Origin of the sequence: Arachnia rubra (genome assembly GCF_019973735.1) — a bacterium.
Taxonomy (GTDB): domain Bacteria; phylum Actinomycetota; class Actinomycetes; order Propionibacteriales; family Propionibacteriaceae; genus Arachnia; species Arachnia rubra.
This window is the reverse complement of sequence record NZ_AP024463.1, coordinates 2,540,429-2,559,015: the sequence shown is the minus strand read 5'-3', so window position 1 is coordinate 2,559,015 and position 18,587 is coordinate 2,540,429. Positions and strand designations below refer to the sequence as shown.

The following is an 18,587-nucleotide window of genomic DNA, read 5'->3' as shown; positions in this document are numbered from 1 at the left end:
ATCATGAGTAATGCACCCACGGTCCGAGGCCTGTTCCTCACCGCGCTGCGGCGCCCCGTCCTGGTGCGTCCCAGCGACGCTGATCCCGCCATCGTCCTCGATAAGACCACCCCCGTCCCCGCCGACGTCACCCTGCCGGTGGTCGTGAGGATGGGGGAGGAGACCTACGAGGTGTCCGCCCCCGCGCGCGGGGAACGCGAGATCAGCGGCCGCGTCGCCCTCGTCACGGGTGGCGCCCAGGGCTTTGGCGCGGAGATCGCCAAGGGCCTGGTGGAGCAGGGCTGTTTCGTCTACATCGCCGATCTCAACGGCGACGGCGCCGCAGCCAAGTGCGCCGAACTGGGGCGCGATCGCACCCACCCCATCACCGTCAACGTCGGCGATGAGGACTCCGTCGCCGCCATGACCGCGGAGGTGGAGCGCACCACCGGCGGCCTGGACCTGGTGATCTCCAATGCGGGAATCGTGCGAGCCGGTTCCGTCCTGGAGCAGGACCTGGCCGCGTTCAAGCTCTCGACCGACATCAACTACGTCGCGTTCTTCCTGGTCACCAAACACCTGGGTGGCCTGCTAGCCCGCCAGCGTGAGACCGCGCCCGGCTGGCTCACCGACATCATCCAGATCAACTCCAAATCCGGCCTGGTCGGGTCCAACAAGAACGGCGCCTACGCCGGCAGCAAGTTCGGCGGCATCGGGCTGGTGCAGTCGTTCGCACTGGAGCTGGTGGAGCACGGCATCAAGGTCAACGCCGTGTGCCCCGGCAACTTCTACGACGGCCCGCTGTGGTCCGATCCCGACAAGGGACTGTTCGTGCAATACCTCAACTCCGGCAAGGTGCCCGGCGCGAAGACCGTCGAGGACGTCAAGGCGTTCTACGAGGCCAAGGTCCCGATGCGTCGCGGCACCACCGGCATCGACGTGCTGCGCGCCATCTACTACATCGTCGAACAGGCCTACGAGACCGGCCAGGCCGTTCCCGTCACCGGCGGCCAGGTCATGCTGAATGCCTGACCGGTCAGAAACTTCAAGGAGGAGAACATGGGCGAGATTCCCGCCACTCAGCACGCCATCCAGATCGTCGGGGCTGACGAGTTCGTGCTCAACCCCGCCAAACCTGTCGACGAGGTGGGTCCCCATCAGATGCTGCTGAAGGTGGAGGCCTGCGGCATCTGTTTCAGCGACACCAAGCTGCTGCACGCCTTCGACGCCCACCCGCGCAAGGCCGAGGTGATCGCGGGGATCGCGCCCGAGGCCCTCGCCGAGATCCCGGACTACCGGCCTGGTGCGCAGCCGACGGTGCCAGGCCACGAGCCGGTGGGACGCATCGTCAAGGCAGGGGAGAAGGTCACCCACTTCGCGGTGGGAGACCGCGTTTTGGTGCAGGCCGACTGGAAGCATCTGCGCACCCCGAAGTCGAACGGCGCGTTCGGCTACAACTTCGAGGGGGCGCTGCAGGAGTACGTCGTGATCGACGAGCGCTGCGCGGTCTCGCCGTCGGGCGAGGAGTTCCTGATCCATGTCACCGACGGGCCGTCGGCTGCGGCCGTCGGGCTGATCGAGCCGTGGGCCACCGTCGAAGGCTCCTACGCCTGGGTCGAGCGCGACCACATCGCCGACGGCGGCCGGCTGCTGGTGGCCGGCGACGGCGACCTCGCGGCTCTGACCGCTGAGCACCAGCCCGGCGAGATCGTCCGGGTCACGGCCGGGGAGGTCGCAGGCCTGGCGGGTCAGGTCTTCGACGACATCGTCTACTTCGGTTCCGACGCCGGCGTGATCGAGGCCCTCGCGGGGTTGCTCGGCACCCGCGGGGTGCTGTGCGTGGTGCTCTCCGGCGAGCGGATCGGACGCAAGGTCAGCTTGGATATCGGACGGGTCCACTACGACTTCATCCGGTTCTGCGGCACCACCGGCAGTGATCCTGCCGAGGGCTACGCCTGGATTCCTGCCAACGGCGAGCTGCGCGACGGCGACAAGGTGGCGATCATCGGCGCGGCCGGTCCGATGGGGCAGATGCACACCATGCGGGCCGTCACCTCGGGGGTGTCGGGCATCACGGTCGCCGGGACCGACCTCAGTGACGACCGCCTGGCGCATCTGCGTGATGTCGTCGCCCCGGTCGCCGAGGCCAGGGGCGTGGAGCTGACGATCGTCAACACCGGCACCACCCCGCTGGAGCCTGGCTACACGCACCTGAGCTGCATGGTCCCGGTCCCGGCCCTGGTGGCGCAGGCTGTCGACCTGGCCGCCGAGGGGGCCATCGTCAACGCATTCGCGGGGATTCCGGCGGGCACCTTCGGTGAGTTCGACCTGCAGGGCATCATCGAGCGGCGCATCTTCATGCTGGGCACCTCCGGATCGGATGTCTCTGATATGCGCACGGTGCTGAGGAAGATCGAGGCGGGCGTCATCGACACCACCATCTCCCTCGACGCCGTCACCGGCATGGCGGGCTTCGCCGACGCCATCGACTCGGTGATCAACCGCACCTCAGGCGGCAAGATCATGGTCTTCCCGTCGCTGCATGACCTTGGCCTGGTGCGGCTCGCTGACCTGCCGGAGAAACTCCCGCACGTCGCGGTCAAGCTGAAAGGCGGCCTGTGGACCAAGGAAGCCGAGGAGGCACTCCTGGCCGGCAAGTGAGCCAAGGGCCGTCACCGTTGGGTGGCGGCCCTTCACTTTTCTGGTGTTGGAGTGGGCGATCCGACTCGTGTTGTGGGGTCCGAAAGCAGCAAGGGCGCCACTCTGGGACGTGGCAGACTGTTTGTGCGAAGTGCAGGGGTGCCATCAGTTTTGACGGCACCCCTGCACGCCCCGCCGATCGACGCAGTCTTCTAGTCTTCCGTGAATTCTGCTGGTCCGAGATCCTGGGGCATCAGGGGAAGAATAGGTGCTTGGACTCTAAGCCGCGCTGCAAGGCCGAAGAATGCTTCTCGGAGGAACGGCAGCATCTGGTACGCCGCAACCTTATAGGTGAAGCCGCTGAGTAGGTTCTCGTCCAGTTCTTCGCTACGCCAACCGGTCAGCTCATAGAGCGCAGCAATCTCTACATGCATGTGAACCGCCGGAGATGAAGGGGTTGCTAGACGGTCTATCGTCGCTGAGAGGGAAGCCAGCAGTCTATTGGCGTCGTCGCTGACTGCCACAGCGCTCTTGATCTCCACTGGGGTGGAGACCTCATCCGTCCCTGTCTCCTTGACGCCCGCCCTAAGATCGACCGTACCTTCTATTGAGGCTGTACGAATATCTACTAGTTGGACGGCTGCAACGAGTGCATGGAGCGGGTTAGTGCTCATGCTGCGACCTTCTTGGAGGTCTGATACCTGGTCTTGTATTCACCCGGACGCAGTGGCTGAACGAGCGGTGAAGACAGGACGGTAACCGTCTTCTCGGCTCTCTGCGGACCGCAGGTCCATGACACAGTCATACGGGACCCGAGCCACGCGTTGATGATGTCCACCTCGGCCTGGCTGGGGTGGCTCACGTCGTCACTGGTTGCGTATCCGTGGGTGAGGGCCCACTCCCAGACGTCGTGCCAGGACCAAACGCCGCCGCCAACGGGGTTGATCGCCAGCGGGAAGTCGCTCTGGCGTTTGCCGGAGGTCCAATTCTGCACCGCCTGGCGGGTAACACCCAGGCGGGCTGCGATCTCGGGGCGGGTGGCGAGGTCTGGGACGAGGCGGAGGATACACAGCCCAAGCGATTGCAACTCGGTGATGGTCGCGCGCGCAGCAGCGTCGAAGTCGGAACCCTCGCCCAGGACCGTGACGAACTCGTGGCCAGTGTGATCGGTCCCGACAGTCCCGTCGAATTCATCGATGAGCTTGTCGACGATGCTGTCGTCAACATGCTCCGCGTGGAAAGTCATCTCATACAGATTCATGGTCAGACTCCTCTTTGAGGCGTTCTGCTGGCGGGTTGCAGGAGTGAGGTCGGTTACATGGCGCATCCTGCGCCCATGCTGCATCACATCCGGTGTTGTTGTCAATCGACAACAGTCTCCAGGGGGTCATGAGTCGGGCACGGCGGGCGAGGGGCGTTCTGGGCGAGGGGAGCGGGCCTTGAGCAAATCGTGCTGGGCGGGACACTTCGAGGCATCGGCTCGCACGCGTCTAGCTGCGTTTGAGTCTGAGCGTGGCGTTCCCGGGATGGTGAAGTCCGCCCCGTTTTCGCAGGGGCAGAATGCGCGATAGTGCTTCCCCTCCTTGACGATCCTCCAACCTTGCTCGTTGGCTTTGAGCACAGCCTTGGTGAGGTCGGGATGCCCCTTCCACGTGGACCGGATATCCCTGGCGCTCATGCCTGGAGCTTTGAACGGCATGCACCTCACCTCATCTAAGGGTGAACCACCGACGAGGCCGCTATGCCGGGGATGGTTCAGGCTTTTTGTCTTAAGCGGAACTGTACTGGGTGGTTGACCCCTGCCGTCACCGCTCGCTTCGGTCTGCTCTGCTCCACCGGCGCCGTCGATGCCACGGCGTGTAGCTCAGCAGCAGAGCAACGGTCTCAGGGCTCAGCAGCGTCTGGGTGGCGGTCCCCTCGCTTTCCCGGGTTGGAAGCGGGTGATCCGGCTCGCATTGCGGGGCCTGGAAACGGCAGGAATCCAACCCTGAGAGGTAAGCAAATCGCTGATTTACGTTCAGCGTTTTGCTGGCTACCGCCCAGCGTTTTGCTGATCTGGGGGCGGCGAACTGCTGGTCTGGTTTCGCGCAGCCGTTGTAAAAGAACTTTAGGACCTGGGTGGAGGAGCTCCCAACCCCTCGCCCGTCGTCTTGGCCTACTGCTGAGGGGTTGTTGTCCGCGATGCGCTACGAGGTCTTCCACTACCGTGACCGAAACGGCTCTGGGGTAGATCTTGTGATCGAAACCCCCAAAGGTGTGATCGCGGTGGAGGTGAAGTCGGCCGTCGCTCCAGCTGGTCATCATTTCAAGCATCTCAAAGCACTGCGAGACAGGCTAGGCGACGCGTTTGTCGCTGGGATTGTGCTCACAGCGGGGGAGGGACGGCCGGTCGGTGATCGTTTGGAGACACCGCCTGTGTCGTCGCTCTGGACCCACGACGCCTAGCAGATCCTTACCTGACACATCCCGCGACAGAACCTACGGTCCGGTAGGTAGTAACACGTGGTTGGTCTGCCGACCAAATATTGCTACCTACTGGACCGTAACCTGGTTGTTTTTTCTGAGAACCGTGAGCTACTGCGATTCTTCTTGGTAGCATCATCTGGTGCTCATCAAAGGGCGTGAGCTTCGGGGCTGTGCGTCGGAAGGATCCTTACACCTAGTGCGCGGGGTGCTTCTGGTATGACCCTGGAAGGACTCGTGTGCTGCGGCTGCTTCAAGTCATATGGCAAGCAGCTGGCGGTTGAGGATGTCTCTTTTCAGGTCAAACCGGGAACTACGGTCGGTCTTGTCGGCGTCAATGGCGCCGGCAAGACCACTGTGCTTCACGCGATTGTGGGGCTGACTCGGCTTGACGCAGGGGACATCACATTAGACGGTATCCCGACGCGACAGGCTCAGGCAAAGCGTCGTCTCGCATTCATGCCCGATGATTTGCCGCGGCCCGATCATTTGACGGGACGTGAGTTGATCTCGTTGAATACCCGCCTCTACGGGCGGCGTCAGGATGAGGCCGTCGTCAATCAACTGGCCGATCGTCTTGAGATGTCTGACCGCTTGGACCAGCTGGTGGGGAGCTTCTCTCATGGAATGGCCAGGAAGGTCGATTTCATCGCGGCCATCGTCGTGAGGCCGGATGTGTTGATCTTGGATGAGCCATTTAGTGGTATGGATCCATGGATGGTCGATGAAATCTCTGGCATCCTACGGCAGCGCCAGGAAGAAGGGGCATCGAATCTGCTGTCCTCCCATGATCTTGAATTAGTGGCGCGATTGGCCAATGAAATCGTCATGATTGACCACGGCCGCGTGATTTTTACCGGAAGTGTCGAGGAAATTTTAGATTTCGGGTCCGCAGCTGATGTCAGGACTGCATTCAGAAATATCTCGACGAGAAAGAAGTAGAGAAATAATGACCGGCGTCTCATATCCTAATCCTGTCAAGGCCGGTATCAGAGGTGGCTTTAGCGGAGCCCTGTCAGGCTTATTCGTAGGGCTCTTCTTTTCGCTGTTGCTGGCGATCATCGTTTTCGTAACCGGCCTAGTTATGGGGCAATCACTTAGCATTTTCGGGCTTGATATGCACATCACAGAGGGAGGCGGCTTCCAGTTCACCGTGGACATCCGGCCCGCACTTGTGACCACCGGTGTCTGCCTAGCCGTGGGTGCCATCGTCGGTGCTGTGTTGGCTGTGAAGCAGGCGAGGAAGAGGCATGACCATTCCCACGAGGCCTGAGGCCGGGCAGCCTTTCCGGATCGTCGGCGGAGTCCTCGGGGCAAGTGCGCGACTGTGGTGGCGTCGGTTGCGTTCAAGTATCGGCACTGTGGCATCCATTCTGCTGGTTGTTGTGCTGGGATTGGCGGCTCCTGCGTTCTGGTGGGGCATCTGGCCCGTCTTTGCCCCCACGCTTCGCGGGATAATCAACGCGAATGAGCGGATCGCTGCTCTCATGATCGTCGGCGTATCGCTGAGCTATGCGCTGATCTGCTCACTGATCAGGGTGATGATGCTTGCTTTCGACTTCGTGTCGAAGGACCTGCGCATGCTGCTGGCCACGGCTCCCCTCGGCCGCATCACCCGGGCTGTTGTCCAGATCATTCCTGACGCGGTGACAACCACCGTGGTGTGTGCTGGTGTTGGTTCGATAGGCCTGTTCGCGATGGCTGCCGCCTCCGATGAGGTATCCGCCGTCGAGGCGCTGGCCTGGGCAGTCGCCGTCAATGTCGCCATCGCCGCTTTTGCCTCGGTCATCGAGTGGATCGGTACCGCAGTGACACATGACAACACAGCATCGCGTGGTGGTGCTGCCATCGTGACCCTCATTGTGTTGTGCGCTTTCCTAGGTTTGACGGCCTCCAGCATGCAGGCCGATGGGCTGAACAGTGCGCTGGTGGCCTCAGGGGAACTTGTCCTGAGATGGTCCACAGGCCACAGTTGTGTGATCGCTGTGGTGATCATGACGATGGCGCTCGGCCTGTGGCTGGTGGCTGACGCACTGACGAGCCGGGACGTAATGCGTGCACACGGGCGGCGTCCCCGTTGTGTGATCCGGGACGGGAACATCGTCAAGTCCGGCGCCCTCACCTTCTTTCGTGAGCCGAGCAACGTGATGGGCCTGGTGTCGTTGATGGCCATTATCGGACTGGCGGCGTTCATGGAGCGGGTAACGTCGATCCAGATCACCGGGCAGGTAGTTGTCAGCTGTGCGCTGTTGTTATGCGCCGCAGGCGGCATCATCACCTATGGCGAGTATTTGACGCTGCGCTGGCGTGTCCTGGCTTCTCCTGCATCCTCTCGCAGCACCGCAGCCCAATGGTTCCTTGGCCATGAGGGCACAGCCATCCTCATAGCAGCTAGCGGTTTCGCGGCGTACTACGTGCTGGCCGATTCCGAGACCCGGGAGCTACTGATCCCCGAACTGCCTATCTATCTGGGCATGGGGCTGGTCAGCATGGGGGCTGGCCTGTTGGCGGGTAAGGCGGTTCCCTATCGCCGTGAGGATGTCTTCGCGATGGCAGGCTCGGGAACCCTCGCGGCGGTGCTCGGCATCAGTTATTGGTGGCTGACGATCACCATCGGTCGCATACCCGAACCGCTCGCGGGAGCAATCGCAGTCGTGGGAGCTGTAGCAATCATCCTCGCAACCGAGGCTGATGACCAACGGGCACTCACTCACGCTGGATGACGAAGGCGAACGGAACCTACGGTCTGGTAGGTGGCAATATTTGGCTGGTCTGCCGACCATTTCTTGCTACCTACCGGAGTGTAGGTCTTGGGATGCCTGCTTGTGTCCTCTGAGTACGGGGAGGGCCTCGCGGGTGGCGTCGACCTGACGCAGGTCCAGGTCGACGATGAACAGCTCCGGCTCTGACCCCAGCTCCAAGAGCACCTCTCCTGCCGGCCCGGCCACCATCGAATGACCCACTCCCGTCGGCGGCCCGGAGGCGTTGATATCGCCTGACGTCGCCTGGTCGACTGCGATCACGAAGGACGTCGAGTCCATCGCCCGGGCAGCCACCAAGGTGCGCCACTGGGCGAGCTTGCCCGGGCCGGGTGCCCAGGACGCGCACACCACCATCGCCTTCGCGCCGCCCAGCGCCAGGTCGATGAACTGCTGCGGGAAGCGGATGTCGTAGCAGACCGCCAACCCGAGTTGTTGGCCAGCCAGCGGCACCGAGACCAGCTGATGACCGGGGGCCACGTGCTCGGACTCCCGGTTCCCGAGGGCGTCGAACAGGTGGATCTTGTCGTACCGGGCCTCGGTTCCGCCCGTCGCCAGCAGGGTGTTGTGCACCAGCCCACCGGGAGCCGTGGTGAACATTCCCGCGACGACGGTGATCCCAAGTTCGCGGGCCAGCTCCCGCACAGCCGAGGCCCACGGGCCGTCGAACGGCTCGGCGATCTGCGCGGGAGGTCGCAGGAATGAGCACATGGTGGCCTCCGGGAACACCACCGCATCCGCCCCGGCCTGGACCGCCTGCCGGGCTGCGTCAGTGACCAGCGCCAGGTTGACCCGCGGGCTGGTGGTGGACCGGATCTGAGCCAGGGCAATGCGCATACACTAACCTTGACTCCGGCGCGGTGGGTGATGCAACCTGCGGCTCTCCTAGTCAACTGGGTATTGTTCATCGATCAATCAAAATGTGCTGTCGAAAAGATGTCAAAGGTCAATTTGACCCTTGACATCCGATCATTGGGAACCTAGTCTGCAACTAGAAGATCAAAGACGAGCTTGATTGAAGATCGAAGCGTCGTCTGGCGGTTGCAACATCCGCAAAAAATCTAGTGTGCAAAAAAGACAAGACCAGCCCTCGGTAGAGTAGCGAGAGGTGTCTAGATTTCCTCTGCGCTTAAGCTGTTTTAATCCCAAACCGGAATAACAAATCTACGGTTCGATTTTAAGGCTTATGGTTTTTGCGAATTGTAACTTGCTCTTCTGGGGGCATTCCTGAGTAATGGAGGTGCTCACATGAGTAGAAGAAAACTGATATTTGTAGCGACCAGTGCTGTGGTCGCAATGTGCTTGGCGACGGCTAATTCCGCCTTTGCGGATAATGGGTCCTCCTCAGATGAGGCTGTATCGTCTGTCACGAAAGCAGATCCCTCTCTGGCGGAAGACGCAGTCAAAGTGTCAGAAGAGAACATCACTGGTCAGAGTCCTTTGAATGTTGGTGATAGTCAGATAACGCTACCCAAAGATGCGGCAAAGACCATTGAAGTCGATTCCAAAGACCGATCTGACATTTCAGTCAGCCTGCCGTTCGCAGAAACCGCCGCATCCGCCCAAGTTGTGGCTGATCGAGTCGTCTATGACAACCAGAACGGTTCAAAGACAGTGCCTGTGCCTCGCGGCGATGGAAGTATGCAGATCAACACCGTGATCGAGTCTCCCAGCGCACCCACCGCCTACCCATACACGTTCTCAGTCCCTGGAACTGCTGAGGTACGCGAGGAGGGCGGCACCATCTTGTTCCTCGACCAAGACGGGAAGATGCTTGGTGGCTTGGCGCCAGCATGGGCAAAGGATGCCAATGGCAATTCAGTGCCTACCCACTATGAAGTTTCAGGGACGGCCGTAACCCAGGTCATCGAACATGGTGAGGGAAGCGCATACCCGATTGTCGCTGACCCATGGTGGGATGACATGCTGTTCAAGGATTTCACTGACAGTCGAAAACCATATTACAATGGTCAGCCTGTTTACTCGGCTATGCTGACTCCTTGGGGCAGGAGTGTCTACATCGGAGAATTCCGACGCATTCCCCCTACCCCCGGTTCCACTTTATTCGGAAATACCATTATCCGTACCTATGGTTGGGATGAATGGAAAACTTATCTAGTCGGTCCGGATCCAGCGGATACCCTGAAGCAGCAGTATGACTGCCACGTGCTAGGCGGGTACGATGTGTTTCATGCTGGTTTCCACTGGGATCTGGAAGCTGGGCGGTCAAGCAAGCCTAATTGGCTATTTGATTTACCTGATCATGGATGCAATTGGGAAGACTGAGGAAATGGTATCGCATAGGGTCAAGAAATTCTTGCCTGCGGTGATCATTCCCTGATGATGGTGTTACTCTACCTGGCTTGATATTCCCGCTCGAATCTTGTTTTCGAGCGGGAATATCAGTGAAGCTTATTCGCTGGCATGGGCGACCGGGCGTTGAGAAGAAATTTTGCTATTTTCAAACCATCCATGAAGGGACTCTCGTTGCCTCGAAGTCTATTTAGAAATTTTGGCCAGACTTACTCTGGATAGATTTTCTGTTTGGCTGGGAACTATAGCTATGAATAAGCCTCATAGTACCGTGCTTAAATCTTCTCATGTGGATAACAGGCCTAGCCGCTCATCCTTGCTCACCCGCGAGGTGCTGGTAGGCGGTCTCGGAGGAGTCGCGGAGGAACTGGGCGCAGCGCTCCTGCTCGTCGGTTTCACCGATCCGTCCCGCGGCGACGCTCAGCGCCCACAGGCTGCGCAGGAAACCGCGGTTGGGCTCGTGCTCCCACGGCACCTGCCCCGACCCCTTCCAGCCATTGCGGCGCAGCAGGTCGAGGCCGCGGTGATAGCCGGTCCGCGCGTAGGCGTAGGCGGCCAGGGTGTCCGCCAGCTCGTTCTTGGCCAGGGCTTCCTCAGCCAGCAGCGCCCAGCACAGCGACGATGACGGATAGTCGGCGGTCACCTCCAAGAGATCTTTCTGCTGTGTGAGCGCCGCAGCGGGATCCTCGGGAAGGTGCACTGTTACGTCGGTGGCGATGAGGTTGGGGTGGGTCTGCGTCATGCCAGCCAGCCTAGCTATTCGATCGATGAGCGAACTGGCAACCCCGTCGCCGGATCATAGAAGAAGTCAGTGCCAGTGGGGCCATCAGTGCTGCTGACTGATTCATGGATCTGCTGGAGAAGTGTTTCTACCCGGCTGGCTCGTTCGTCCAAAGCCGGGTCAGGAGAGGAGCCCCTCGACTTCTTTTCCACTGGAGTTAGGCCCTAGAGCGCTTCTACCGTCTGGGTCTGAGCGGCCGGTGGTGTCCCCATCAGTTGGGTGGGAGGCAGACTGTGGGGGTGCGGGATGATGCTGTGGACCTGACGATCGAACGGGTGCTGTGCGCCGTCGAGTGCGTGCCGGCGGGACGTGTCGTCTCTTACGGGGATATCGCTGAGCTGGTGGGGACCTCCGCGAGGCGGGTGGGGGCGATCATGAGCTCTGCTGGGGCAGCAGTTCCGTGGTGGCGGGTGACCAACGCGACGGGCCGGCTGCCGGAGCACCTGGTGACGGCGGCGTCGCGGCATTGGACCCGGGAGAGGACACCAGCGCGCGACGGCCGCTGTCTCATGTCCCTGGCCCGCGTGGATCTCGCCCGGTGGGTTGAGGACTACGAGACGGCACGTCTCACCTGATGTGGCGGCCGCCTACTGGGACCTGGCGCTCTCAGCACTGCCCCGTTCCGTGCGGAGCGCATTGAGGTTGTCGACGGCCTTGGGGTATCCGTTGTCGGCCGCGCGTTTGAACCAGGCCTCGGCGGCCCGGAAATCTCCCTGCTCCTTGAAGAGGAAACCGAGATTGTTCATGGCCATGGAGTCGCCATTGTCCGCGGCCTGGAGGTACCAGTGCTCGGCTTCTCCGCACCTGCCCTGTTTCTTGAGCATGAGACCCAGATTGCACATGGCGTAGACGTGCCCCTTGGCTGCTGCCCGGAGATACCAGCTTTCGGCGTCCTGGATTCTGTCCTGCCGTTGGAAGAGGATCGCCAAGTTGTACATGGCTGACTTGTGGCCATTGTCCGCGGCTTGACGGTACCAGTTTTCTGCCTCCTTGAGTTTCTCCTGTCTCTCAAGGATGCAGGCGAGGTTGTACATGGCCGATCTGTTCCCTTTGCCCGCCGCCTTGGTGTACCAGCGTTCGGCCTCAGCGGTTTTGTCCTGTTTGGCATATAAAATTCCGAGTTCATACGCCGATCCGGTGTTCCCGTTGTCGAACGCGCGTTTAAACCATGCCTTGGCGGCCTGGAGGTTCCCCTGCTCTTTGAAGAGGACTCCGAGGTTCTTCATGGCGAGGGAGTCGCCATTGTCCGCTGCCTGGGTGTACCAGGCCTCCGCCTCCTCGGTGTTGCCCTGCTTGTCGAGGAGGGAACCAAGGTTGCACATGGCATAGGTATGCCCTTCGCCGGCGGCCTGACGGTACCAGCGCTCAGCCTCCCGGGTGTTGTCCTGCCTGGTGTAGAGGATGCCGAGTTCATAGGCCGATTCGGTGTTCCCATCCTCGGCGGCGCGGGTGAACCACTTCTCAGCCTCCTGGCTTCTTTCCTGCTCCTTGAAAAAGAGCCCCAGGATATGCATGGCCTTTGGGTGGTGAGTTTCCGTGGCCCGCAGATACCAGCGTTCAGCCTCCTCAAGCCTGCCCTGGTCTTTGAGCAGGTGACCGAGGTTGCTCATGGCGGGGGTGCTCCCATTGTCGGCGGCCTGAAGGTACCAATGCTCGGCCTCCTGGAGCCTGTCCTGTTTCTCAAGGACGATGGCGAGCCTGTTCATCGCAGAGGTGTCGCCATTGTCGGCGGCTTGAAGGTACCAGTGCTCGGCCTCTCTCAGTTTGTCCTGGTATTGGAGCAGGGTGGCGAGAGTGCGCATGGCCGGTACGTGGCCATCGCTCGCAGCCTGGAACCCCCAGTGTTCGGCCTCTTCTAGCCTGTCCTGGCTGCCCAGCAGCATTGCGAGATTGTGCATGGCCAAGACGTCACCGGCGTGCGCGGCCTGAAGATACCAGTGCTCGGCCTCCCGGGGTTTCCCTCCTTTATTGAGGAGATTTCCCAGGTTGTTCATGGACGGGACATGCCCATTCTCTGCTGCCTGAAGGTGCCATCTTTCTGCCTCGCCAGTTCGTCCCTGCTCATTGGCCAGGTTGCCCAGGACGAACATGGCCTTGGTGTCCCCCGTGGTCGCGGCCTGCGTATACCAGCGCTCCGCTTCCTGGTGCCTTCCCTGCTCTCTGAGGAAACCAGCAAGATCACGCATGGACTTCGCATCCCCCTTGTATGCTGCCTGAGTGAGCCAGTATTCAGCCAACCGGCTTTTCCCCTGCCCATTGAACAGCCCGCCCAGGGTCAGCATGGCGCCGGTGTCATCCCTTTGTGCCGCCTCCTGCAGCTCAGGTAGGGCAGTTTCCGGATTGTCTTTCTCGAAGAGCTCGTTGAGATCGTCCATGTCATTCACGTCACTCGTAATGTCATTTACTTCACTCAGCTACAGGTCAGCAGTCCCGCTGACTCCTTCAGCGCCAGCACCCGGCCCGCCGACTCAGCCAGGCGAGCGGCATGTGCCTGGTCCTTGGCGGCCCAGGCGACGGTTGCCTTCAGCATCTCGTCCATCAGCGACGGGTCAGCGTTGATGAGCAGATCGCCTCCCGCGGCGAAGAACCGCACCGCCCGGTCGCCTGGCTTGACGTCGCCGACCGCTGCAGCCGCCCCCAGGTCGTCGCTGATCACGACCCCATCGAATCCCAGATCGCCGCGCAGCATGCCGGTGATGATCTTCTTGCTGAAGACGCCTTCCTGATCTGGGTCGATCTGAGTGAAGATCGCCGACGAGATCATCACCGAGTCAGCCCCAGCCTCGATACCTTTCCGGAACGGCTCCAGATACTCGTCGTCTGCCGTGATGTCGCTGTCCTTCGCGACCCCGAAGTCGGTGTTCACCGTGACCTCACCCAGCCCGGGAAAGTGCTTCAGAGTGGTCACGACCCCAGCGTCCTGCATGCCCTGGGTGAACTCCACCACCGACCTGCTGACGCCGGCGACGTCGTTGCCGAAGTTGCGGTCCAGCTTCCCGATGGGTGCGTTGCTGTCCTGTTTGCCTTTCGGCACCACATCGGCGACGGGAGCCAGGTCGTAGTGGACGCCGGCAGCCACCAGCTCCTCACCCCAGCCCCGCGCCTGGGTCCGCAGCTGCCCATCTTCGAGAGCCCCCTGCCTGAGGGCCGGCGGAATGGTGCTGAACCCCTTCCCTTGGAGGCGTTGCACCTTTCCGCCTTCCTGGTCTACCGACACCAGCAGCGGCAGCCCGGCGGACCGCAGCTTCCCCAGCTCAGCCGTGATGGCGGCGATCTGGCTGGTTCCCGCGCTGCTCTCACCCAGCAGTACCGCCGACCCAATGGCGCCAGACTCGATGGCTTTGCGGGTCGCGTTGTCCAGTCCGGAGGTGCTGACTCCGATCATGAACAGCTGCCCAGCCTGCTGCTCCGTGGTCAGGGAATCAGCCATCACCCGGCACCGTACCCCGGCCGGTGTTGGCGACGGCGAGGGGGGGTGCTGCCGATGCAAGTTGCGACGTGTCATCCAGGCCACCCGGGTTCGCGCCGGTGTTGGACGAGCTCTCCGCAGTTCCCGGCGAGCATCCGGCCAGTGCCAAGGCACAGGCCGCAGCCGCGGCGAGGCCACGAAGAGGACTGCATGCATTGCTGGTTTCTGCCACCGGTCGCCTCCCGATCCCGAGTAATTGCCTCACCACCCAGTCTTCCGCATCCAGGAGTCATCTGCTCCCGAAACGCTGCCAGACCGTATCGTGGGCGAGCGGGTGTGCGAGGTGCCGCTTCCGGCGGGGAGATAACACCCGCGAATTCCCGGCACTAGCATGAGGCTATGCGCCATGTTGTCGTCGACCTCAACCGGGAGCGATCCGCGAGTCTCGAAGCGATCCTGTTTGATGCTCCTTCCCCTGACGAGCAGCCGAGTCCCTTCGAGTATCCCCGGCCGGCCGTCATCATCGCCCCGGGCGGGGCCTACCTGATGTTGTCGCAGCGGGAGTCTGACCCGGTGGCCGCCGCTTTTCTGAGGCGGGGTTTCAATGTCTTCGTGCTGCGGTACTCCCTCCGGGGGCATGCCGCCTACCCTCATCCCGCCGTTGATGCCGCCCAGGCCGTGCGCTGGGTGCGTGCGAACGCGGACGAGCTGTGCATCGACCGGGAGCGGGTGAGTCTCCTGGGGTTCTCGGCGGGCGGGCATGTCGCCGCGCTGCTCGGCACCCATTGGCATCGTGACGACCTGGCGGCGGCGGAGCGGGCTGAGTATGAGGCGTCGGGACGCCTGGACCTGCTCAGGCACGGTTCACGCCCCGATTCCCTGGTGATCTGTTATGGGGCCTTCAACTTCGACTGGGTGCAGGAGATAAGCGCCGACTGGCAGGCGGGTCAGGTCCAGGACATCCTCGCCACCGCCGCTGTCGTGGACTGCATAGCGGCGGTGTCGGAGCGGACACCGCCGGCCTTCGTGTGGACCACCGGTGAGGACGAGGTGGTGCCGCCGTCGCAGTCGCTGCGGTTCGTCTCCGCGCTGGCTGATGCCGGGGTGCCCTTCGAGTACCACCACTTCCAGTGGGGCCGCCACGGCCTGTCAACCGCCGATGAACTGTGCAGCGCCGACCGGGACGACGTGCCGGTCAATGTCGCTGCCTGGGTGGATCTGGCAGCCACCTGGATGCGAGCGATTGGAGAGAGGCACTGACCGGCCGCTGGCCTGGGCCGTGACGTCCACACCTACCTGCGAAACCCCTCACAGCGGGGGAGTCCTAGCGGCGGGATCTCCCAGAGAGCCGGTCCGCGACGGCGCCCATCACCTGCTCCAAGGGGCCTGCGGTGAAGAACTGCGTCCAGGCCCAGCAGACCACCACGCCCCAGAGACACAGCCAGCCCACCAGCCCGGAGTCGGCGACGGGTCCCTCCGGCTGGAAATCGGCAAGGATGGCGATGCTGACCGCATACACCGTGAGCGACATCGACCCGATCCCGGTCAGGGGCAGCAGCACCCAGCGCGCCCACGGCAACCGGGCCAGCAGCACCAGTCCCGCGATCAGCGCCAAGGCCAGGCCACCGGAGGAGAAGGCCTCGAAGGCCGTGTTCGAATGCGGCTCGAAGGACCAGAGCGCCTGGTGCCAGTCGATGCCCGTGGCCGGGTCTAGAGACTGGTCAACCCCCGTGGTGTGCTCGGCCGTCCGCTGGATGTCGTCGAATAGCGGTGCCACAGAGCCGGCCTCGATGACGAAAGGCGCGGCGAAGGCTCCGAACAGCGCCAGCCCCGTGATGAGGAAACCCTTCAGCGCCCTCGCATTGTCCAGGCCACACCGCCCCAGGGCCATGCCTGCTAAGACGAACCCCATCCACACCAGCGCAGGGAACATGGTGTTGACCAGCAGTGTGGGAACGAAGTTGACCCCGGCCTCGGGGGAGCCGTATCCCCAGGTCGGGATCCAGAGCGGCAGGCCCGTCACCAGGAACTTGCCGGTCAACGCCAGGAGACAGGCAGCGATCAGGAGAGTCCTGGGCCGCCAGCGCAGCGCCGGTAGGGCGAGGACAAACCAGAAGGCGTAGGAGGCCAGCACCACCTGGACCGTGGTCGGGATCATCGACAACACTCCGGCCAGGAAGAGCAGCACGATGGCCCTGCCCAGGATCGCGGCGCGGGCCCGGAGCAGCTGTTCACCCTCTGGTATTCCGGATCCTCCGCTCATCAGGGCCAGCGACACCCCCGCGACGGTGGCGAACAGTATCCCGGAGCGGCCGTGGCCCAGGCCGAGCAGAGCACCCGCTCCCGACCCCCACGGGGGAGTGACCAGGCAATAGGCCACCAGCATGCCGAGGACGGCCAGGCCGCGGGCGGCGTCGAGCCCCAGGAAGCGGGGGCTTGGGACGTGGCTGCTGCGGGGCTGAGGCCACCAGGTGCGCTCTATCCGGAGGGAATCCGGGCTCTGTTTTTTGACTGACACCCAGCAAACCTAAGCCACAAAGCAGGCAACCATGGAGTTTCCGCATTGATCACGGCTGAGGCAGCCGGAAAACAGTGATCGGCAGCGCCGTACCGGCCACGATTGCTTGAACATTGTTCAATGCGTTTTGGTCTCTCACCGCGGAAATGAAAGCGGCGTTGTGGGGCCGCCACATTGCCAGGGGCGCGTTCCCGCGAACTCTCACAACGTGGTTTGATAGGGACCATGAGTCCTCGAAAGATCGGCGTCACCGAAGTAGCCCTCCGGGACGCACACCAGAGTTTGATGGCAACCCGAATGGCCATGGAAGACATGGTCGATGCCTGCGCCGACATTGACGCCGCGGGCTTCTGGTCCGTGGAGTGTTGGGGTGGTGCCACCTTCGACGCCTGTATCCGCTTCCTCAATGAGGATCCGTGGGTGAGGCTTCGAACGTTCCGTGAGCTGATGCCCAATTCCCGTCTCCAGATGCTGCTGCGCGGCCAGAACCTGCTTGGCTACCGCCACTACGAGGACATGGTGGTGGAGAAGTTCGTCGAGAAGTCGGCTGAGAACGGCATGGACGTCTTCCGGGTCTTCGACGCCCTCAACGATCCCCGCAACATGGCCAGGGCGATGCAGGCCGTCAAGAAGGCCGGCAAACACGCCCAGGGCACCATCTGCTACACCATCTCCCCAGTCCACACCGTCGAAGGCTATGTGAAGCTCGCCGGGCAGCTCATCGACATGGGCGCCGAGTCGATTGCCCTCAAGGACATGGCCGCTCTCCTCCAGCCGCAGCCCGCCTACGACATCATCAAGGGCATCAAGGACACCTACGGCGACATCCAGATCAACGTCCACTGCCACTCCACCACAGGCGTCACCCTCGTCAGCCTGATGAAGGCCATCGAGGCCGGTGCGGACGTGGTCGACACGGCCATCTCGTCGATGAGCCTCGGCCCCGGCCACAACCCCACGGAGTCCCTCGTCGCGATGCTTGAGGGCACCGACTACACCACGGACCTCGACATGGAGCGTCTCGTCAAGATCCGAGACCACTTCGCGAACATCCGCCCGAAGTACGCCGAGTTTGAGTCGGCGACGCTGGTGGACACCGGCATCTTCTCCTCCCAGATCCCGGGCGGCATGCTCTCCAACATGGAGTCGCAGCTGAAGGCCCAGGGTGCGGGCGACCGGATCCGCGAGGTCATGGAGGAGGTGCCGCGCGTCAAGGCCGATGCCGGTCATCCGCCGCTGGTCACCCCGTCGTCGCAGATCGTCGGCACCCAGGCCGTCTTCAACGTCCTGATGGGCCGCTACAAGGTCCTCACCGGCGAGTTCGCCGATCTGATGCTTGGCTACTACGGCGAATGCCTCGGCGAGCGCAACCCCGAGGTCATTGAGCTGGCCAAGGCGCAGGCGAAGAAGGATCCCATCACGGTGCGTCCCGCGGATCTGCTCAAGCCGGAGTGGGACGAGCTCGTCTCCCAGGCCCAGGGACTTGAGGGTGCCGATGGCACCGAGGAGGACGTCCTCACCAACGCCATGTTCCCGGGAGTGGCTCCCGGGTTCTTCAAGACCCGCGCCGAGGGTCCGAAGAACGTCGGTAAGACCGCCGAGCAGCTGGCGGCCGAGGAAGAAGCCGCCAAGCGCAAGGCCCAGGGGATCTCCGGTCCCGTCAAATACAACGTCACCATCGCTGGCCGTTCGCACAGCGTTTCCGTCGAGCCCGCCTGAGGAGCG

At 62.4% G+C, this 18,587-nt stretch carries 17 protein-coding genes and 1 pseudogene; 10 read left to right on the top strand and 8 right to left on the bottom strand.

Features of this window, described 5'->3' with window-relative positions:
- Positions 1 to 3 precede the first annotated feature (3 nt).
- The gene (locus SK1NUM_RS11665) at positions 4 to 1,011 is read left to right on the top strand and encodes an SDR family NAD(P)-dependent oxidoreductase (RefSeq protein WP_212322147.1); all 1,008 of its coding nucleotides are present in this window, start codon (positions 4 to 6) and stop codon (positions 1,009 to 1,011) included.
- A gap of 27 nt (positions 1,012 to 1,038) precedes the next feature.
- The gene (locus tag SK1NUM_RS11660) at positions 1,039 to 2,640 is read left to right on the top strand and encodes an alcohol dehydrogenase catalytic domain-containing protein (protein WP_212322146.1); all 1,602 of its coding nucleotides are present in this window, start codon (positions 1,039 to 1,041) and stop codon (positions 2,638 to 2,640) included.
- Positions 2,641 to 2,831: 191 nt separating this feature from the next.
- Here the strand turns inward: SK1NUM_RS11660 and SK1NUM_RS11655 are convergent, their stop codons facing one another.
- Positions 2,832 to 3,293 (bottom strand): hypothetical protein, encoded by a 462-nt coding sequence (locus SK1NUM_RS11655; protein WP_212322145.1) that lies wholly within the window; start codon positions 3,291 to 3,293, stop codon positions 2,832 to 2,834.
- Positions 3,290 to 3,880 (bottom strand): helix-turn-helix domain-containing protein, encoded by a 591-nt coding sequence (locus SK1NUM_RS11650; protein ID WP_212322143.1) that lies wholly within the window; start codon positions 3,878 to 3,880, stop codon positions 3,290 to 3,292. Before SK1NUM_RS11650 ends, SK1NUM_RS11655 begins: the two co-directional genes overlap by 4 nt.
- 932 nt (positions 3,881 to 4,812) lie before the next feature.
- Here SK1NUM_RS11650 and SK1NUM_RS11645 point away from each other — a divergent pair.
- The 4 genes and pseudogenes from SK1NUM_RS11645 to SK1NUM_RS11630 all read left to right on the top strand — a co-directional run.
- A pseudogene (locus SK1NUM_RS11645) lies at positions 4,813 to 5,064 on the top strand (ATP-binding protein); the annotation flags it as partial.
- Positions 5,065 to 5,301: 237 nt separating this feature from the next.
- The gene (locus SK1NUM_RS11640; protein WP_212322139.1) at positions 5,302 to 6,024 is read left to right on the top strand and encodes an ABC transporter ATP-binding protein; all 723 of its coding nucleotides are present in this window, start codon (positions 5,302 to 5,304) and stop codon (positions 6,022 to 6,024) included.
- A 7-nt stretch (positions 6,025 to 6,031) separates the two neighbouring features.
- On the top strand, positions 6,032 to 6,355 hold the full coding sequence (locus SK1NUM_RS11635; protein ID WP_212322138.1) for a hypothetical protein: 324 nt from the start codon (positions 6,032 to 6,034) through the stop codon (positions 6,353 to 6,355).
- Positions 6,333 to 7,805, top strand: a complete 1,473-nt coding sequence (locus SK1NUM_RS11630) for a hypothetical protein (RefSeq protein ID WP_223927549.1) — start codon at positions 6,333 to 6,335, stop codon at positions 7,803 to 7,805. The genes SK1NUM_RS11635 and SK1NUM_RS11630 overlap by 23 nt, the downstream gene beginning before the upstream one ends.
- A 66-nt stretch (positions 7,806 to 7,871) precedes the next feature.
- Here the strand turns inward: SK1NUM_RS11630 and SK1NUM_RS11625 are convergent, their stop codons facing one another.
- Positions 7,872 to 8,678, bottom strand: a complete 807-nt coding sequence (locus tag SK1NUM_RS11625; RefSeq protein WP_212322136.1) for a carbon-nitrogen hydrolase family protein — start codon at positions 8,676 to 8,678, stop codon at positions 7,872 to 7,874.
- 411 nt (positions 8,679 to 9,089) lie between these two features.
- On the opposite strand from SK1NUM_RS11625, the gene SK1NUM_RS11620 reads away from it, so the two are divergent.
- On the top strand, positions 9,090 to 10,127 hold the full coding sequence (locus SK1NUM_RS11620) for a hypothetical protein (RefSeq protein ID WP_212322135.1): 1,038 nt from the start codon (positions 9,090 to 9,092) through the stop codon (positions 10,125 to 10,127).
- 337 nt (positions 10,128 to 10,464) lie between these two features.
- On the opposite strand, the gene SK1NUM_RS11615 is transcribed toward SK1NUM_RS11620, so the two are convergent.
- Entirely contained in the window at positions 10,465 to 10,896 is a 432-nt protein-coding gene (locus SK1NUM_RS11615) for a DUF3151 domain-containing protein (protein ID WP_212322134.1), read from the bottom strand.
- Positions 10,897 to 11,174: 278 nt separating this feature from the next.
- On the opposite strand from SK1NUM_RS11615, the gene SK1NUM_RS11610 reads away from it, so the two are divergent.
- Positions 11,175 to 11,510, top strand: a complete 336-nt coding sequence (locus tag SK1NUM_RS11610) for an MGMT family protein (RefSeq protein WP_223927547.1) — start codon at positions 11,175 to 11,177, stop codon at positions 11,508 to 11,510.
- A 12-nt stretch (positions 11,511 to 11,522) separates the two neighbouring features.
- On the opposite strand, the gene SK1NUM_RS11605 is transcribed toward SK1NUM_RS11610, so the two are convergent.
- Genes SK1NUM_RS11605 through SK1NUM_RS11595 form a run of 3 tightly spaced genes read right to left on the bottom strand, consistent with a single transcriptional unit; the run spans position 11,523 to position 14,576 of the window.
- Entirely contained in the window at positions 11,523 to 13,310 is a 1,788-nt protein-coding gene (locus SK1NUM_RS11605; protein WP_223928001.1) for a tetratricopeptide repeat protein, read from the bottom strand.
- A 35-nt stretch (positions 13,311 to 13,345) separates the two neighbouring features.
- Entirely contained in the window at positions 13,346 to 14,365 is a 1,020-nt protein-coding gene (locus tag SK1NUM_RS11600; protein WP_212327760.1) for a glycoside hydrolase family 3 protein, read from the bottom strand.
- Complete coding sequence (locus tag SK1NUM_RS11595) at positions 14,358 to 14,576, bottom strand: hypothetical protein (RefSeq protein ID WP_223927545.1); 219 nt, start codon at positions 14,574 to 14,576, stop codon at positions 14,358 to 14,360. The genes SK1NUM_RS11600 and SK1NUM_RS11595 overlap by 8 nt, the downstream gene beginning before the upstream one ends.
- Before the next feature lie 167 nt (positions 14,577 to 14,743).
- On the opposite strand from SK1NUM_RS11595, the gene SK1NUM_RS11590 reads away from it, so the two are divergent.
- On the top strand, positions 14,744 to 15,604 hold the full coding sequence (locus SK1NUM_RS11590) for an alpha/beta hydrolase (RefSeq protein WP_212322130.1): 861 nt from the start codon (positions 14,744 to 14,746) through the stop codon (positions 15,602 to 15,604).
- Between the two features lie 64 nt (positions 15,605 to 15,668).
- On the opposite strand, the gene SK1NUM_RS11585 is transcribed toward SK1NUM_RS11590, so the two are convergent.
- Positions 15,669 to 16,862 carry a heparan-alpha-glucosaminide N-acetyltransferase domain-containing protein gene (locus SK1NUM_RS11585; RefSeq protein WP_212322128.1) on the bottom strand — a complete coding sequence of 398 codons (1,194 nt, stop codon included), beginning with the start codon at positions 16,860 to 16,862 and terminating at the stop codon, positions 15,669 to 15,671.
- Positions 16,863 to 17,087: 225 nt separating this feature from the next.
- Here SK1NUM_RS11585 and SK1NUM_RS11580 point away from each other — a divergent pair, with 225 nt between their 5' ends.
- Positions 17,088 to 18,581 (top strand): methylmalonyl-CoA carboxytransferase subunit 5S, encoded by a 1,494-nt coding sequence (locus SK1NUM_RS11580; protein WP_212322126.1) that lies wholly within the window; start codon positions 17,088 to 17,090, stop codon positions 18,579 to 18,581.
- Positions 18,582 to 18,587: the final 6 nt, after the last annotated feature.

Excerpts from the sequence above, each read along its gene's own strand:
- SK1NUM_RS11615 (WP_212322134.1), bottom strand. The coding sequence starts at position 10,896 with ATGACGCAGACCCACCCCAACCTCATCGCCACCGACGTAACAGTGCAC.
- SK1NUM_RS11660 (WP_212322146.1), top strand. The coding sequence starts at position 1,039 with ATGGGCGAGATTCCCGCCACTCAGCACGCCATCCAGATCGTCGGGGCT.
- SK1NUM_RS11640 (WP_212322139.1), top strand. The coding sequence starts at position 5,302 with ATGACCCTGGAAGGACTCGTGTGCTGCGGCTGCTTCAAGTCATATGGC.
- SK1NUM_RS11580 (WP_212322126.1), top strand. The coding sequence starts at position 17,088 with ATGAGTCCTCGAAAGATCGGCGTCACCGAAGTAGCCCTCCGGGACGCA.
- SK1NUM_RS11635 (WP_212322138.1), top strand. The coding sequence starts at position 6,032 with ATGACCGGCGTCTCATATCCTAATCCTGTCAAGGCCGGTATCAGAGGT.
- SK1NUM_RS11650 (WP_212322143.1), bottom strand. The coding sequence starts at position 3,880 with ATGAATCTGTATGAGATGACTTTCCACGCGGAGCATGTTGACGACAGC.
- SK1NUM_RS11600 (WP_212327760.1), bottom strand. The coding sequence starts at position 14,365 with ATGGCTGATTCCCTGACCACGGAGCAGCAGGCTGGGCAGCTGTTCATG.
- SK1NUM_RS11620 (WP_212322135.1), top strand. The coding sequence starts at position 9,090 with ATGAGTAGAAGAAAACTGATATTTGTAGCGACCAGTGCTGTGGTCGCA.
- SK1NUM_RS11605 (WP_223928001.1), bottom strand. The coding sequence starts at position 13,310 with ATGGACGATCTCAACGAGCTCTTCGAGAAAGACAATCCGGAAACTGCC.
- SK1NUM_RS11665 (WP_212322147.1), top strand. The coding sequence starts at position 4 with ATGAGTAATGCACCCACGGTCCGAGGCCTGTTCCTCACCGCGCTGCGG.
- SK1NUM_RS11630 (WP_223927549.1), top strand. The coding sequence starts at position 6,333 with ATGACCATTCCCACGAGGCCTGAGGCCGGGCAGCCTTTCCGGATCGTC.
- SK1NUM_RS11655 (WP_212322145.1), bottom strand. The coding sequence starts at position 3,293 with ATGAGCACTAACCCGCTCCATGCACTCGTTGCAGCCGTCCAACTAGTA.
- SK1NUM_RS11590 (WP_212322130.1), top strand. The coding sequence starts at position 14,744 with ATGCGCCATGTTGTCGTCGACCTCAACCGGGAGCGATCCGCGAGTCTC.
- SK1NUM_RS11625 (WP_212322136.1), bottom strand. The coding sequence starts at position 8,678 with ATGCGCATTGCCCTGGCTCAGATCCGGTCCACCACCAGCCCGCGGGTC.